We start from the raw sequence: 16,081 nt of genomic DNA on the forward strand, positions 1-16,081 counted from the left end.
AGGCCATTTTCTTTGGGTTACTTTTCTTTTGGGCCAGCAAAAGAAAAGTGACTCGAGCGTCGGCAGACGATCGAAACGCCCGCCGCGTAGGCGGCAAGGTCGCGGGAACGCACGAAGACGCCCGTCACCTCCACGCGACAACCAAAAGCAAAGTCACTGGATTCCTGCCTTCGCAGGAATGACGGTTCTTATGACGTCGCGAGGGTGGATCGGAAAGTCGTGAGGCCGGATCGCCCCTCACCACCATGGAGCTGACCAAGCCCCCTTGTCCTCAGAAAGGCTACCCAAGCCGCCCCAACACCCCCAGAAGAACCCCAACCCATCCGTCAACCCGTTGCGATTCCTCACGAATCCGGCAACCCTACGCGCTGGCCCGCCACCCGGCGGCCCAGAAATATCCGTGCCGCGATGGCGGCCACAGGGGAGCAATGACATGACGGGACGACTCTCGTGAGCGGCAATCTTTCCCAAACCGAATCGCGCAAAGAGCTGACCGTCCGCGGTCTCATCCTCGGCGTCATCATCACGGTGGTGTTCACCGCGGCGAATGTGTTCTTCGGCCTCAAGGCCGGCCTCACCTTCGCCACGTCGATTCCGGCGGCGGTGATTTCCATGGCCCTGCTGCGGGGGTTCAAGGATTCCACCATCCAGGAAAACAACGTCGTGCAGACCATCGCGTCGGCGGCGGGCACGCTGTCGTCGATCATCTTCGTGCTGCCGGGCATGATCATGATCGGCTGGTGGGCGGATTTTCCGTTCTGGACCTCGTTCGCGGTCTGCGCGCTGGGCGGCACGCTGGGTGTGATGTATTCGATCCCGCTGCGCCGCGCATTGGTCACCGATACCGATCTGCCGTATCCGGAAGGCCTGGCTTGCGCCGAGGTGCTCAAGGTCGGTGCGGGCGATGACGCTGACGCCAACAGCGTGGAAGAGGGCCGCGCCGGCCTGCTCGCGGTGCTGTGGGGTTCCATCGTGTCGGCGGTGTTCGCGGTGGTGGTCGCCACGCAGGTGTTCGCGTCGGATTTCGTGCGCAACTTCCGCGTGAACGACAAGGGCGCCGTGAGCGGCTTTGACTTCAATCTTTCCTTTGCGCTGTTCGCCATCGGCCACCTGGTGGGCCTGTCGGTGGGCGTGGCGATGCTTATCGGCGCGATCATCGGCTGGGGCTGGGGTGTGCCGCACTATTCGGTGCTGGGCGACATGTCTGCCTCGGTGGCGGATCTGGCCAACTCCACCTGGAGCCACAAGGTGCGCTTCGTCGGCGCCGGCGCGATTGGCGTGTCGGCGATCTGGACGCTGGCCAAGCTGGTGAAGCCGGTGATCAGCGGACTGACTTCCGCGATGGCCGCCTCGCGCGTGCGCAAGGCCGGCAAGGCGGATTCGCTGCCGCGCACCGAGCGCGACATCCCGATCGGCATCGTGGGCCTGATCACGCTGGCGTGCTTCGTGCCGATCGCGTGGCTGCTGGGCTACTTCGGTTCCACTGCGGGCCTGGGCGATCACGTGGCCGTGCTCGCCATCGGCGGCGTGGCCTTCGTGGTGCTGATGGGCTTCTTCGTCTCCACCGTGTGCGGCTACATGGCCGGCCTGATCGGCTCGTCCAACAGTCCGCTCTCGGGCGTGGGCATTCTCGTGGTCATCGCGGCGGCCTTGCTGCTGGTGGGCTTCGTCAAGCCGCACGTGGGTCCGGAAGCGGGCAAGGCGCTGGTGGCCTTCGCGCTGTTCGTGACCTCGGTGGTGTTCACCGTGGCCGCCATCGCCAACAACAACCTGCAGGACCTGAAGACCGGCCAATTGGTGGACGCCACGCCGTGGAAGCAGCAGGCGGCGCTGGTGGTCGGCGTGATCGCCGGCGCCGCGGTGATTCCGCCGGTGCTGGACCTGCTCAACAAGGCCTACGGTTTCGTCGGCGTGGCCGGCGCAGGCGCGCACGCGCTGCCGGCGCCGCAGGCGGGCCTGATTTCCGCGCTGGCGCAGGGCGTGATCACCAACAACATCGACTGGAGCCTGATCATCACCGGCATCTGGATCGGCGTGGCGATCATCATCATCGACGAGGTCCTGCGTCGCACCACCAAGCACCTGAGCATGCCGCCGCTGGCGGTGGGCCTGGGCATCTACCTGCCGACCGTCAGCACGCTGATGGTGGTAGTGGGCTCCATCGTGGGCTGGTATTTCGACCGTCGCGCGGACCGCGCGAAGCGGCCGGAAACCACCAAGCAGCTGGGCGTGCTGCTCGCCTCGGGCCTGATCGTGGGCGAGAGCGTGATCGGCGTGGTGATCGCCTTCATCGTGGGCTTCTCCGGCAAGGCCGCGCCGCTGGCGCTGGTGGGCGAGGACTTCGCCGGAGCGGCGCAGTGGATCGGCGGCATCGCCTTCGCCCTGGTCGTGCTCGTCATGTACGTCTGGGTGGCCCGGATGGCCAACCGGCTGGCGGACAAGTCCTGAATCCTGGACAGTTGTTCAACGTCGAGCGGTGCCTATTTCCTCACCGTCATCCCCGCTTTCGCGGGGATGACGGTGAGGGGGGCGTGCACGCATGAGCGATATGCGACCGCGCTCAAGTCGCGCCCAGCCTGAAGCGGACGCGACCAAATGTCATGCCTGCATGCCACGATCGAACAGGAGTGCGCCCTGACCGGCTATCCTAGACGGTCGCAGCTTTAGCGTTGCGCGACGGTCATGTGGAGGCGGTAAACGCGTGGTGGAGCAGACAGGGGTGGAGGCCCCGAATCCCGGTGAGACGCTTGCACGACCAGGCCTGATGGTCCGGTTGCGCAGGCTTGCCGGTCCGCTGCTTTCGGTGGCCATGCTGTGCCTGGCGCTGTGGGCGCTGCACCGCCTTGCCAGCGAGGTGAGCTACCGCGAGGTGGCCCGCTACGTCCACGGGCTGGAGAACTACCGCGTCGCCCTGGCCGTGCTGCTCACGGCCGGCAGCTATGGCGTGATGATCCTGTACGACTGGTTCGGGCTGAAGTACATCGGCAAGCACCTGCCGGGTGCGCAGGTCAGCCTGATCTCCTTCATCAGCTACGCCTTCAGCAATGCGCTGGGCATGGCGCTGCTGATTTCCGGCTCCATCCGCTACCGCTTCTATATCCAGGCCGGGCTTTCCACGGCGGAAGTCGCGAAGGTGGTGGTCTACACCACGCTGAGTTTCTGGCTGGGCCTGAGCGCGCTCACGGGCGTCACCTTGCTGCTGGTGCCGGTGCCGCCGTCGCTGCCGCTGGCCAGTCTGCGCATTCCGGTGGCGAGCGTGCTCGCGCTTGTGCCGTTGCTGTGGATCGTGGGCAGCCGCCTGCTTGGACGTCCATTGCGCCTGTGGCGTTGGCGCGTGAGCCTGCCGAGCACCTTGATCGCCACGCGCCAGGTGCTGGTCGGCGCGGTGGACTGGGGCCTGGCCGCGTACGTGCTGTATCTGCTGATGCCCAACCAGGTGGATACGGGGTTCGGCCACTTTCTGGCGATCTTCGTGCTGGCGCAGATCGCCGGCCTGATCAGTCACGTGCCCGGCGGCCTGGGCGTGTTCGAGGCGGTGATGCTGGCCGGCTTCGGCGCGGAAGGAAACCAGGGCCTGGAAGCGCCCATCCTCGGCGCGCTGGCGGCGTACCGCCTGATCTACTACTTCCTGCCGCTGTTCGCCGCCACCGTGGTGGTGCTGTGGCGCGAAGCGCGCGGCCTGCGCCAGAAGGCGCTGCTGGCGCCGTGGTTCACCGGCCTGCTGCCGCCGTTCTTCGCCGGCCTGACCATGGTGTCCGGCGCGGTGCTGCTGTTCTCCGGCGCCACGTCGGCGTTGCCGGCGCGCATGGCGATCCTGCGCGACGTGCTGCCCTTGGCGGTGCTGGAAGTCTCGCACTTCCTCTCCAGCGTGGTCGGCATGATGCTGCTGATCCTCGCGCGCGGCCTGCAGCGTCGCCTCGATGCGGCCTATGTGCTGACCCTGGTGCTGCTGGTGCTCGGCGCGGTGCTGTCGCTGCTCAAGGGCATCGACTACGAAGAAGCCACGCTGCTTTCGCTGCTGGCGCTGGCGCTGGCGCCGGCGCACAAGCTGTTCTATCGCCGCGCCTCGCTGTTCAGTGCGAGCTTCTCGTGGGGCTGGATCATCGCCATCGTCGCCGTGCTGGTCTGCGCTGGGTGGCTGGTCGGCTTCAGCTACAAGCACGTGGAATACAGCAACAACCTGTGGTGGGAGTTCAGCTTCTACCACGGCGGCGCACCGCGCGCGCTGCGCGCGCTGGTCGGCGCGGCGGCGGCGGGCCTGCTGTTCGCGCTGGCCAACCTGATCCGCCCGGCGCGTCCGGACCTGCATCTTCCCACCGAGGACGACCTGCAGCGCGCCTTGCCCTTGATCAAGAACTACACCTCGGCTCAGGCGCACCTCGCGCTGATGGGCGACAAGACGCTGCTGTTCGATGCCGACAATCGCGCCTTCATCATGTACGACGTGGAAGGCCGCAGCTGGGTGGCCATGGGCGACCCGGTGGGCGAGGACGAAGACGCACGCCGCGAACTGGTGTGGACCTTCCGCGACCAGTGCGAACGTGCCGGCGGCTGGCCGCTGTTCTATCAGGTGCGTCCGGAAGACCTGGACCTGTATCTGGAAGCGGGCATGAACCTGCTCAAGATCGGCGAGGAGGCGCGCGTGGATCTCGCCAGCTTCAACCTCGACGGCAAATCCAAGAAGGTCCTGCGCAACACCATCAACAAGCTCACCCGCGAGGGCATGCGCATGGAAGTGGTGCCGGCCGATGCGGTGGCCGGCTGGATACCCCGGCTCAAGACGATTTCCGATGCCTGGATGCGCGACAAGGGCGTGCGCGAGAAGGGCTTCTCGCTGGGCACCTTCGACCCGCGCTACCTGGAACGCACGCCGATGGCGCTGGTGTGGCAGGGCGAGGAACTGGTCGCCTTCGCCAACCTGTTCCTGACCGACAACAAGGAAGAAGCCTCGCTGGACCTGATGCGCCACCTGCCTGACGGCACGGCCGGCGTGATGGACTTCCTGTTCATCAGCCTCATGCAGTGGTCCAAGCAGCAGGGCTACCGCTGGTTCAACCTGGGCATGGCGCCGTTCTCCGGCCTGCAGAACCGGCGCAGTGCGCCGCTGTGGAGTCGCCTGGGAGCCATGCTGTTCGGCCGCGGCGAGCGCTTCTACAACTTCCGCGGGCTGCGCAAATACAAAGACAAATTCGATCCCGTGTGGGAACCTCGTTACCTGGCGGTGCCCAACGGCATCGCGCTACCGCTGGTGTTCGCCAACGTGGCGAGCCTTATCTCGGGTGGATTGTCAGGCATGGTGCGCCGTTGAAACGATTCTGGAAGTGGACCGCTCTCGTCCTCGCCGTGGCCGCTGCCGGCGGCCTGCTGGCATGGCAACCCTGGCACCACGCCAGCATGGACGAATCGCTCGTGCAGGTGCCCGCGCAACAGGGCGTCACGCCGCTGCAGGGCCGCGGCGACGTGGTCGCCATCTTCTATTCCGGCGACGGCGGCTGGCGTGACCTGGACCAGTCGCTGGGCAAGATCATCGCGTCCCACGGCATTCCCGTGGAAGGCGTGAGCCTGCTGCAGTACTACTGGCGCGAAAAAGGCGCCGAGGATTCGGCCAGGGACCTCGATGCCCTGATCGCGCGCACCCTTGCGCAGAACGGCAAGCAGCGCATCTGGCTGATCGGCTTTTCGTTCGGTGCCGACGTGCTGCCCACCATCGTGGGCAAGCTCAGCCCGGAAGGGCGCGCGCGCATCGCCCAGGTCGTGCTGCTTTCGCCCAGCAAGGACGTGAACTTCGAGATCGAGATGGAAGGCTATATCTCGGCGCGCGAAGGCAAGTGGAAAACCTGGACCCAGGATTTCTTCCAGTGGGTCAACCCGGTCAAGCACTACGATGCGATGCCGCCGCTGGAAGCCCTGGCTGGCCAGCCGCCCGTGGTCTGCTACTACGGCATCCAGGACAAGGCGGACACCATCTGCGCCGATCCCAAACTGCCATCGTGGGTGAAGGTGTACGAGAAGACCGGCGACCACCACTTCGACTACAACTACGAAGGGTTGGCGCAGCAGATGATCCACGACCTGCCGGCTGCGCCAACTCCCTAGGGATGCTCAGAGCTTGATCGTGCTCTGCGTGCCCTCGCGTTCGATCTGCAACTCCAACTGGCCGCTCGGCGTATACGCCAGCTGGTGGCGAAGCGCTTCGATATCGGCGGGTTCCACCGGCTTGCCATTGACCGATACCAGGACATCGCCCGGTTCGAGGCCTTCCGGAAGACTGTCGCTCGACAAGTTGACCGGGCCGATGAGAAGGTGGCCACTCTCCACGCTCAGTTCGATCAGCCGCAGGGGCTTGGGGTCATTGCGCGTGAAGTGCCTGGCGTTGAAGCAGAACAGCATCTCGCTCGGTATGAAGGCGAAACGGTCGAAGCGGGAAAGGAAGTTCATGCCGAGCGTGCTGCCTCCTCCCTCCTGGCTGGCAAACGTCTGCAACTGGCCGATTGGCAGGTCGCCCAAATGCAGGCCGTCCACCAGATAACTGTCGACCTCGTAGACGCCGTTGGCGGACATGCGGCTGAACTTGCCGATGTCCTCCACCGTGGCGCCTTGGTCCTTGAATATCTGGATATGGTCCAGCGGACTGACGGTGAACGTGCTTCCGGTGTCGATCTTCATCGGGCCGCCATTGCCGTTGGCCAGCAGGATATTCAGGGAAGGGCTGCTGCCGAAAGCGTCCTCGTAGGGCGCGCAGCGCTCGTATCCCGCCGTCGACGGCGGCTGACTCCACACGGCCAGGGTGTGGGCGACATTGTCGAAGCCCCAGTTGAGCTGGCGAAAGGCATTGGCGCCCAGCAAGCCATCGACATGCGAGCCGTAGGACATGTCAAACATCGAGAGATCCACGCCGATCCACGGTACGCTGCTTGAGATCGTGCGGGCACCGATCTGGATAGGTCGGGTTTCCCAGTACACCACCTGGTCCTGCTTGAGCGCCGTGCCGTCGATGACCGCAAGCCCGCCGACGTAATCCCGGAAGTATTCCGGAACGTCCTTGCTGGGCAGCGCCTTGGATAGGGCGGCGGCGCTGCGGTTGTCGATGAAGGTGTAAGGCGCGCCGGTATCGAGAATGAAGTGGTACGGCTTGCCGTCGATGGTCACGGGCACCAGGGGCTGCGCGTAAGGACGCAGTGGCGTCGTCAGGATGGGGTCGTTCGCCGCCGTGGCGGATGCCGGGGATTGGTCTCCGGGCTGAGACGTGCACGCCGCAGCCAGACATGCGAAAGCGAGCGGCAGGGCGATCAGTGGTGTTTTCCTTGGCATGGGTGCCGTGTCCTCTGTGGATAGGTGAGTGATGCCGCATGCGCGGGTGCAACGATCGGCGGGGAGGACATCTCGCTTGCCATGGCCGCATGCCCATGTGCGTTCACGGAACCCATGTGTTTCGTGCCGCTACGGGATTCATCGGCTTACGGCCCAGCGATGGCGTGGCGAACCGAGCGGCTGCGGCCCGAGCGCTCCCGGCATGGCAAGGGCAAGCGGGGCGGTCGCGTGGTTCGTGCGTCCCCGCCCGGTCGGTCCCGTCCGAGTCGTGTCGGCTATTAAGGGCGAGCCTTCGCCGGGTCACTATGGGATTCTTCCGATTCTTGATGGCGATGATCGGCGGGATACACGCCGACACGGCGGGCGCGCCACAGGCGAGGGCAGGCAAACCAGCGGACATTCGGGTGCGATAACCGCGTACGCCCTCACGTATATAGGAAAAATCCTACTTATCGCCGCTCAGACCCTTCTTACCATGCGTGTCGTCGCTGTCGACTGACAGCCAGGGACGGCCGGCACGGTGCCAGGAGGGTTGGATGATCATTTGGGGAAGCGGTGGCGGGCTATGCATCGCCGGTGACGCGGGCGTGCGGGATTGCCCGATCTGTCAAAGCGCGCAGCGGTTCGACTTCAGCGTCAGCTACCGCTATGCGCATATCTGGTACGTCTTCAGCTGGGTCACCCGCCGGAAATACCTCGCCATCTGTTCGCGCTGCCACAACGGCGTGGCGATAACCAAACAGGCATTCCAGGCCAGCGTGACCAGGGACCCGATCCCTGTCATGCGCCGGCGCGGTTGGCTGATGATCCCGGCCATCGTCGCACTCGTGCTCGTCGCTGGCGCGCTGCAGGAGCGGCAGCAAGGCGACCCCGCGCTGGTTGCGAATTACCATCGCGCGGTGATGCAAGCCATCCAGACCCACTGGCTGCGCCCCGACAACACACCCGCATCGCCGTGCAAGGTGCGCGTCACGCTGCAGCGCGGCGGTTACGTCACCGGCGTCGACGTTGAGCCGGATTGCCCTTACGACGAAGCGGGAAGGCGCTCCGTAGTCGAGGCCGTGCGGCGTGCCGATCCGCTGCCTTACAAAGGCTACGAGCAGGCGTTCCATCCCAGCATGGTGCTCACCTTCGTGTCGATGCCGGATGCATCGCATCCGTAGCGGCTCGCCAGCTTTCAAGGCCGCACCAATGGAAATTCGGGAACCTATGAGCGTCACCGTTCACAACGGCCAAGGCATGGGCATCGCAGCCTGGCTGGCTGGGCTGATGTCCTTTTCGGGCAGCGCGCCGCGCAGAGCCATGATCGGCACGGTTTGCATGCTGTTGCTCTGCCTTACCGTGGTGCGCGTCTATGGCACGCTTTGGTGGTTGCCAAGCCAGCTCGTCGTGGCGGGCACGTTGCTGGGGTTGCTATGGATATTCGCCGCCACCAGCGTGCGTCGCCTGCATGATATCGGGCGTAGCGGGCACTGGTTCTGGGTGCTTTTGATGCCCGTGGTATCGCAGTGCGCGACGATCCTGCTCTGCTGCCAGCCCACCCGCAAGGACGGCAACCCGTTCGCCCAGCATCCGCCGGCATACGACAAGCTGGCGCCACCCATGTGGCAGCGTGTGGTGCTGTGCCTGGCGCTTGCGTGGCTGCTTTTCTGCTTTGTGATTGCCGGTGTCGAGAGGGGTCCCACCGATCAGGAGCGTTGCCTCGAATTGCTCGCCACGTGCGCGTTGCCGATGTACGTGCTCTGGATGCCCTGGTGGCTGTGGATCACCTTCAGGGATCGACGCAGCACCGAACCTTCGCGATTCTGGCCGCGACGCCTGCTGGTGGCCGTTTCCGTGACATGGCTGCTGTGCGTGCTGTGCATTGCGCTTGGCGACGAGTCGATGGCGGAAGCGTTGATCGTGCTGCTCCTGTTCGGTATCGCCCCCGTGGGCCTGCTGTGGCTGGCCTATGGGCTGCTGCGCATGGCGTATCGCCGAACCACGTAGCCCGGATGAAGCGCAGCGTAATCCGGGGCGACCCGCGAAAGCGTATCGGCAGTAGCGATACTTGAAGGCCGCATTCCTGAAGTGGCTGCGACCGCGCCGCATTCCCGGATTCCGCCGATGGCTCCATCCGGGCTACGTGTGGCTGTCGCACCGCCGAACCAAGTAGCCCGGATGAAGCGCAGCGGAATCCGGGGCAACCCGCGAAAGCACATCGGCAGTAGCGGGACCTGCAGGCCGCATGTTCTAAAGCGGATGCAGCCACGCCGCTACGGGCGCTCGAACCATCACGCCCTCACATCGGCGAACACCCCTTGGCTTCAAAATCGGCCTTGGACATATAAGTGACCGTAGGCAGATAAGGCCCCATGACCAGCGCGCTCGTTGCCGCGGCGACGGGCAATGGCACGTTCTGTATCGCGTGCGTGAAGGACGGATCCGGCAGCATGTTGCGCAATATCAGGAATCCATCATTGGTGTGGCCGTCGCCATCGCCGGCTTCGGACCAGTGCAGCCAGTTGAAGCCGCAATTGGGCACGGCATTGGATGGCCGGTCGGCGGTCTGGCTGATCGCGATGGTGTAGTTGCCTGTGCTATCGGTGATCAGGCCCTGATCGAAGGCGCAATCGGTGGTGGCTTCGGTATAGAACTCGTAAGTGCACAACGACCAGTAGCGCATGTTGCCTGTGCCCATCACGGCGGCGTTCGGCAAGGTTTGCGGCGTGGTGGGCCGCAGCCCGGTCACGACCGCCACCGTGCCGTAGTTCCGGCTCAGCGATGCTTCGAGATACGCATTGTCCGGGTTCGCAAAACCGTCCACCAGCGCCGCCATCAGGATCAGGCGTGTCTGCAACCACACCACCACAGGCAGGGGCGGATCAGCCAGGCGCACGGGCAGGTAGGCGAGCTGGCCGATGATGGTGGTTGGAATCAGCGACTGCGACGCCTGTGCCGCGCTGCAGGCTGCGCTGCCTGTAGTGATGGAGCCATCGGCGTTGTGGATGCTCATGGCCGGCAGGGCGACGCCGCCTGCTTCGTCGAGGCCGTTGTCCGGCACGTACACGCGATACATCACCGTCATGGTTTGGTCGGTGGTGCCGGAATAAAGCGTGTTCGCCGCTGGCGATGACGGCGCATTGCCCGCCGCCAGCTGCACGGTGTAGTTCGTGGGCGAGCTGCCATAGCGCGGCGCGCCGGCAACGAAGGGATTGATGGAACCCGCGTCCGGCTGGATGCCGATATCGGGAAGATCACTCACCGGCGTTGCATTGGCGGTGTGGTAGCTGATCAACGACATGTAACGCGCCACCGGATACGTGCCATTGAGCACCACGCTGGCGCCGGCGGGTATGACGAACTGCGCTGTCCAATAGGCGGCATGCGTATCGGGGTAGGGCGGCTGGTTGTAGACCGGCAAGTCGGCCACCGAATAAGGTCCTTGCCAGAAACACGTATGGAGTCCAGGGTTGGCGCGCAGCACGCCCGGAGCGAACAGCGAGGCAAGAAACGCCAACCCGGGAAACAGCAAGCGTGAGAGACGCATGACCAACCCTCCAGTGGCTTGCATCGCGCGCGAGGAAGCGCGGCGTGAATGCCGTGAGTGAAAGGACGTGGAGAAGGGCGCCTATGGCGAGTGCTTACTGTGCGCCGCGTGGCGCAGCCTGTCCATTTGCCAAAACTACTCACGCGGTCGTCCGCAAATGTACGCGACGTGGGCTTGATCCAGATGATGCTGTTGGAGTCATGCGGCACATGCTGTTGATCGATCCACGTTTGTCCGTGCGGAGTGCTTTTCCCAGCGAAGTCGGTGCGCTTTCGCGGCAGGTCCCGGATTCCGCCGGTGGCTTCATCCGGGCTACCTGTGTCGCACGCACTCATGGCGACAGCGGAACGGACTGGATATCGAACGGTACGTTGCGCGGTATGCCGGCATCGTCACCCTTGTGCGCGAACAGCAGGCTGTACTTCGACTCGATGAAGTACACGCGGCCGTTGGCGATGACGCCCGACGAGGGATCGTTGAGCCCGGCCACTAGCGTGACCAGCGAGTCGGCATGGTTGCCCGATAGCGCCGCCAGCGAGATCTGCCCGCCGTAGGGGCCATCGTGGCCGAAGGCATTGCTTTCGAAGATCACCAGCCGGCCGTGCCCAGCCGAGCGGATGGCATCGGCGTTCTTCAGCATGCGTGGCATGTCGATGCGCGTCACCGCGCCGGCGCTGCCGTCCGCGCGCATGTCGATGCGCAACAGATAGGGCGCGGCCGTCACCGTGCTCACGTAGATGCTGTCGCCATCGATGGCGATGCCATTGAGCTTGAAACCCTCCGCACCGGCAATGAAGGAAGCATCCTGCTTCCACAGTTCGAGCGCGGTGTCGCCGTCGCGCCAACGGAAGACACGCGGCTGCAACGAATCGGTGATGTAGAGGCGGCCCTGCGCATCCTGCGCCAGATCGTTGCAGTAGCCCTTGTCAGGCAGCTCGTAGCTCGCGCGCGCCGCGCCGGTGGCAAGGTCGTAGCTCTTCAGCGCGCTCGGGTTCGTGGGCACGGTGGTGTAGCCCAGCGTGCCGGAGCAGATCCACAACAGGCCGCGGCGCGTATCCACCAGCACGCCTTGTCCATTGGACAAGCCGTTGGCGCCGGGCGTCACCAGTACCTCCGGCCGATCCGCGCCGGGCCGGATGCGTGCCACCGCGCCCTGGCGCCAGCTGCCCACATAGAAGGTGCCGTCCGGTGCCGCAGCGATGCTTTCGGGGTACCAGTCGGCCGGCAAGGGGCGCGTGGAAAGCGGGGCGTCGGTGGCGTGGCCGGCGGCGGCGAAGCTAAGCGCGCAGGCCAGGGCAAGGCGGCGCAGCAGGGCGGCTGTGGTCATCGTGATCTCCCTATGGCGGATGGCAGGGATTGTTGTTGGCCACTTCTGGTCTATAAATGCGCTTCCTGTTCCTTCACTCCACAGCGGGACTTTGGAATGGACCGATTAACCAGCATGGAAGTGTTCGTCCGCGTGGTGGAGAAAGGCAGCTTCGCGGCCGTGGCGGAAGAGTGGGACCTGTCCACCACCATGGTCGCCAACCATGTGCGCGCGCTGGAGCAACACCTCGGCGCGCAACTGCTCGAGCGCACCACGCGCCGCCATCACCTCACGGAAATCGGCGCGGCCTATCTGGAGCGTTGCCGCGATGTGCTCAGCAGCGTGCAGGCGGCCGATCAGGTCGCCGAAGCCTTGCGTGCGGAACCGCAAGGCACGCTGCGCGTGACCGCACCCGTCACCTGGGGCGCGCATCGGCTGATGCCGGTGGTCGGCGCTTACATGGCGAAGTACCCCGCCGTGCAGGTGGAGCTGAACCTCAACGATCGCGTGGTCGACCTGCACGAAGAAGGGGTGGACGTGGCTTTCCGCTCGGGCCCGCTGCACGATGACAACCTGGTGGCGCGGCCGCTCGCGCCCTCGCGCATGTTCGCGGTAGCCAGCCCGGCCTACCTGCAAGCCCATGGCGTGCCGCGGGAACCCGGCGACCTGCACGCTCACGCCTGCCTGGGCTTTGCGGCCTGGGGACGCGACCACCACTGGCGCTTCACCCAAGGCGAGCGCCACGTGGATGTGCCCGTGCGCGGACCGCTGATGTGCAACAACGGACAGGCCCTGCTCACGGCGGCCCTGCACGGCGTCGGCGTGGTGGTGCAGGCGGACGTGCTGCTGTCGCCGTCGATCGCCACCGGAGAGCTGATACAGCTGCTGCCGGACTGGGAACTGCCGGTGCGGCACCTGCATATCGTGCGCCGGCGCGAGGCGCGTCCTACGGCCAAGCTGCGCACTTTCGTCGATTTCGCACTGCAGAGATTGGGTTGATGGAAGCTGCGGCGTATCGCGCGGGCCCGCAGCGCAACGCGGGCATCGACCTGTTGCGCGGACTGTCCATCCTGCTCGTGGTGTTGCATCACATCGGCCTGCGCATTCGCCTCAGCAAGGCGGCGTTGGGCGACGTGCTGCCGGAGACGCTGCTCAACGCCCTGAACTTCAATGGCTACGAAGCCGTCTTCATCTTCTTCGTCATTTCCGGTTTCCTGATTGCGAGCCATGCACTGCGCCGCAGTGGTGAGCTGGCCAACATCGACTTGCGCTCCTTCTACGCACGCCGTTTTTCGCGCATCGCGCCGTGCCTGCTGGCGCTGGTCGCCGTGCTAAGCCTGCTGCATCTGCTCGGCGTGCAGGACTACGTGATCCACCGTGAAGGGCAAACACTGCCGCGAGCCATCGTGGCGGCGCTGGGCTTTCACCTGAACTGGTATGAGGGCATGACGGGCTATTTGCCTGGCGGTTGGGACGTGCTGTGGTCGTTGTCGATCGAAGAAGTGTTCTATCTCGCCTTCCCGATCGTTTGCCTGCTCACACGCCGCAGGTGGATGCTGGTGCTGTTGCTGCTCGTGCTGGCCTTGTCGCTGCCATGGACACGCGCGGCCCTCGCCGACAACGAGATCTGGCAGGAGAAGGCCTACCTGCCGGGCATGGCGGCCATTGCTACCGGCATACTCGGTGCCTTGCTGGTGCATCGCTGGGCCACGGTGCGACGAGGCCTTGCCTACGTGCTCGGTGTGGCCGGCGGCCTTGGACTGTATCTGGTGATGTTCCAGGGCCGCCTGCTGTGGTCGCTGCTGCATGACGGTTACATGCTGGTGCTTACCGGTGCCGCGTTGTGCCTCGTGCTGGCCAGCGCATGGGCACGGCACGATCGCGCACCCTGGCTTGGACTAGCCTGGCTGCGCTCATGGGGACGCCTGAGCTACGAGATCTACCTCACCCATATGTTCGTGGTGTTCGCTGTGGTCCGCCTCTACAAGGCGACTGGAAGCGACGTCGCGCACGGCTATCTTTGGTATCTGCCGGCGCTGCTCGCGTGCTGGGTGCTGGGAAAGTTGCTGGAGCGCTTGATTTCGGCGCCTTCGGAACGATGGCTGCGTTCACGGTGGTTGCACGGCGCGACACCTGCTGCGGTAGCTCTGCAGTCATAGGCCAAAAGCGATAGGGTGGCGCGTCATCGCAACTTATCGCGCGAACGAAACGGTGAAAATGCATGCGCCAGTTCGCATCCTGAGCACGCGCTGCTGAAATCGCGCGCGCCTGTCACGCAGGGAACAGCGGCACCCATAACGCCCATGGAGACTCGCGCACTCTCTCAGGCGAGGGTGCAAAGCGATGGACTGCAGGGCCCGTCTTAGCATCGACGAACGCTTCGAGCACGCATGGCGTGCGAATCAGCCCATGTTGCTGCGGCGCGCGCGCCGCCTCACCGGCGGTCAGCAGGATCGTGCCGATGAGCTGCTGGCCATCACGGCGCTCAAGGCACTTCAGTTCACGCGCCACCGGCCGCAGTTTCTCGATCGGCCCAAGGGTTTCCTGTTCGTCGTACTGCGCCACGCCTTCGTGGACGGCTTGCGTCGCATTGCCCGTGAAGGCCAGGTGTTCGACGACAGCGTGGACGTGCACAACGCCCAGGTCACCACGGATGACGCGCTCGCGCCGAGCGCCATGCAGAAGCTGGAGATCGAGCAACAAATCGCTTGCATCGAGACGGTGCTGCGCGCGATGACCCCCGCGCAGCAGCGCCTGTTCGCGTTCCGCTTCATCGACGATCTTCCGTATCCGCAGATCGCCGAACGCCTCGGCATCAACCAGCCTCTGCTGCGCAAGCGCGTGCAGCTGATCCGCGATCGCCTGCGCGCGGAGATCAGCCGATCCACGCTGCCGCTGGACGAATCGCGCGCCGCTGCGTTCACAGCCGGCGCTCCCCGTCGTTATGAAAAGGCCGGCGTACAGCGCCGCGATCCGACGATACCGTTAACCAAAGGAACCGACCATGGCTGAAGTCAACGAGCAGATCACCGACGCCGTGACGCAGACGAACGTGAAAGTGGTCGCCGAGGCGCCGGCCCAGGCCATTGCCGCGCTGTATCAGGTCGCGAGCCATTCGGCGGGGCTTTCGCTGCAGAACGCGGTGCACAGCCAGCAGGCGCTCAACCAGATTTCCAACGCGGTGGTGTCGCGGGCGGTGGCGATGATCATGTCGATCGCCGAGAAGTCGTAGGCGCAGGACGAGTGCGAATCGACTTTGGCATAGGGGAGGGGAATCGACATGGCCTTCTGGTCGAAATGGATCGCGGGTACCCGAGCGCCCCGTGCGGCGAGCGGCGACGAGGACGGAGGCAATGCCGGCGGCCCTGCGCAAGCGCCGGCACCCGCATCCGCACCAGCGCCGACGCCAGCACCAGCACCAGCACCAGCACCAGCACCGCCCGCACCACCGTCCAACGTTCGCACGCTCATGACCGAGCGCATGCTGCAGCAGAACCCGACGCCACCGGACACGAGCGCGCTCAATCAGGCCGTCGTGCAGGCGGTGCAGTTGAGCAATGCGGAGACCGCGGGCTACGCGCCGTCGCAGATCGCGCTGGGCCCGGACATGATGATCAGCCAGGCATCCGGGCTGGTCGCGCAGGCGGCGGCAAGCTACTTCGACGGCGTGAGCAAGCTCGTGCTCGCCAGCCAGAGCGTGCTGCTCAAGCAGATGACCCAGGCCCTGGCGGAGCAGCAGCTGGAACAGGCCGCCGAGGATGCGCTCGGCATCGTCGCCACCGATCTGCTGATGGGCGCCGCAGCCGCCGTCGCGGCCGCTGCCGGCGCAATGGAGGCGGAGTCGGCGAGTTTCGCCATCGACCGCATTGACCAGAGCATCGCCAAGTACAGCAGCGTACTGGCCGCGCGCAAGACGCCGCCGGCGCAGTAACGCA

Annotated in this window: 14 protein-coding genes; 11 read left to right on the forward strand and 3 right to left on the reverse strand. The window is 65.1% G+C overall.

The window, feature by feature from the left end:
- From BDW41_RS23820 to BDW41_RS22020, 4 genes are all read left to right on the forward strand, one after another.
- Nucleotides 1–182: hypothetical protein (locus BDW41_RS23820; protein ID WP_233497001.1), on the forward strand; the 182-nt coding region annotated here is incomplete at its 5' end.
- Between the two features lie 268 nt (nt 183–450).
- Nucleotides 451–2,448 carry an oligopeptide transporter, OPT family gene (locus tag BDW41_RS22010; RefSeq protein ID WP_074547988.1) on the forward strand — a complete coding sequence of 666 codons (1,998 nt, stop codon included), beginning with the start codon at nt 451–453 and terminating at the stop codon, nt 2,446–2,448.
- Nucleotides 2,449–2,764: 316 nt separating this feature from the next.
- A complete protein-coding gene (gene mprF, locus BDW41_RS22015) occupies nt 2,765–5,308 on the forward strand; it encodes a bifunctional lysylphosphatidylglycerol flippase/synthetase MprF (protein WP_074547986.1) in 2,544 nt (847 codons plus the stop codon).
- On the forward strand, nt 5,305–6,096 hold the full coding sequence (locus BDW41_RS22020) for an AcvB/VirJ family lysyl-phosphatidylglycerol hydrolase (protein WP_074547984.1): 792 nt from the start codon (nt 5,305–5,307) through the stop codon (nt 6,094–6,096). The genes mprF and BDW41_RS22020 overlap by 4 nt, the downstream gene beginning before the upstream one ends.
- 6 nt (nt 6,097–6,102) lie before the next feature.
- On the opposite strand, the gene BDW41_RS22025 is transcribed toward BDW41_RS22020, so the two are convergent.
- Nucleotides 6,103–7,155, reverse strand: a complete 1,053-nt coding sequence (locus BDW41_RS22025; protein ID WP_074547982.1) for an aspartyl protease family protein — start codon at nt 7,153–7,155, stop codon at nt 6,103–6,105.
- Between the two features lie 692 nt (nt 7,156–7,847).
- On the opposite strand from BDW41_RS22025, the gene BDW41_RS22030 reads away from it, so the two are divergent.
- Together BDW41_RS22030 and BDW41_RS22035 are read left to right on the forward strand one after the other, a co-directional pair.
- Complete coding sequence (locus BDW41_RS22030; RefSeq protein ID WP_074547980.1) at nt 7,848–8,474, forward strand: cell envelope integrity protein TolA; 627 nt, start codon at nt 7,848–7,850, stop codon at nt 8,472–8,474.
- 46 nt (nt 8,475–8,520) lie between these two features.
- Nucleotides 8,521–9,300 (forward strand): DUF805 domain-containing protein, encoded by a 780-nt coding sequence (locus BDW41_RS22035; protein WP_074547974.1) that lies wholly within the window; start codon nt 8,521–8,523, stop codon nt 9,298–9,300.
- Nucleotides 9,301–9,592: 292 nt separating this feature from the next.
- Here BDW41_RS22035 and BDW41_RS22040 read toward each other — a convergent pair whose 3' ends face one another.
- Both BDW41_RS22040 and BDW41_RS22045 read right to left on the reverse strand, forming a co-directional pair.
- Complete coding sequence (locus BDW41_RS22040; protein WP_074547972.1) at nt 9,593–10,840, reverse strand: hypothetical protein; 1,248 nt, start codon at nt 10,838–10,840, stop codon at nt 9,593–9,595.
- A 331-nt stretch (nt 10,841–11,171) separates the two neighbouring features.
- Nucleotides 11,172–12,167 (reverse strand): hypothetical protein, encoded by a 996-nt coding sequence (locus BDW41_RS22045; protein WP_074547969.1) that lies wholly within the window; start codon nt 12,165–12,167, stop codon nt 11,172–11,174.
- 96 nt (nt 12,168–12,263) lie between these two features.
- On the opposite strand from BDW41_RS22045, the gene BDW41_RS22050 reads away from it, so the two are divergent.
- The 5 genes from BDW41_RS22050 to BDW41_RS22070 all read left to right on the forward strand — a co-directional run bounded on the left by BDW41_RS22050 (nt 12,264) and on the right by BDW41_RS22070 (nt 16,077).
- Nucleotides 12,264–13,145, forward strand: coding sequence for a LysR family transcriptional regulator (locus BDW41_RS22050; RefSeq protein WP_074547967.1), 882 nt, complete (start codon nt 12,264–12,266; stop codon nt 13,143–13,145).
- Nucleotides 13,145–14,305: an acyltransferase gene (locus BDW41_RS22055; protein ID WP_074547965.1), complete on the forward strand. Its 1,161-nt coding sequence runs from the start codon at nt 13,145–13,147 to the stop codon at nt 14,303–14,305. Before BDW41_RS22050 ends, BDW41_RS22055 begins: the two co-directional genes overlap by 1 nt.
- A 184-nt stretch (nt 14,306–14,489) precedes the next feature.
- On the forward strand, nt 14,490–15,158 hold the full coding sequence (locus BDW41_RS22060; protein ID WP_074547963.1) for a sigma-70 family RNA polymerase sigma factor: 669 nt from the start codon (nt 14,490–14,492) through the stop codon (nt 15,156–15,158).
- Nucleotides 15,151–15,378, forward strand: coding sequence for a RebB family R body protein (locus BDW41_RS22065; RefSeq protein WP_074547961.1), 228 nt, complete (start codon nt 15,151–15,153; stop codon nt 15,376–15,378). Before BDW41_RS22060 ends, BDW41_RS22065 begins: the two co-directional genes overlap by 8 nt.
- Before the next feature lie 237 nt (nt 15,379–15,615).
- A complete protein-coding gene (locus BDW41_RS22070) occupies nt 15,616–16,077 on the forward strand; it encodes a hypothetical protein (RefSeq protein WP_110301695.1) in 462 nt (153 codons plus the stop codon).
- The last annotated feature ends 4 nt before the right edge of the window (nt 16,078–16,081 follow it).

The organism is Dyella sp. AtDHG13 (genome assembly GCF_003201105.1).
GTDB classification, from domain to species: Bacteria; Pseudomonadota; Gammaproteobacteria; order Xanthomonadales; family Rhodanobacteraceae; genus Dyella; species Dyella jiangningensis_B.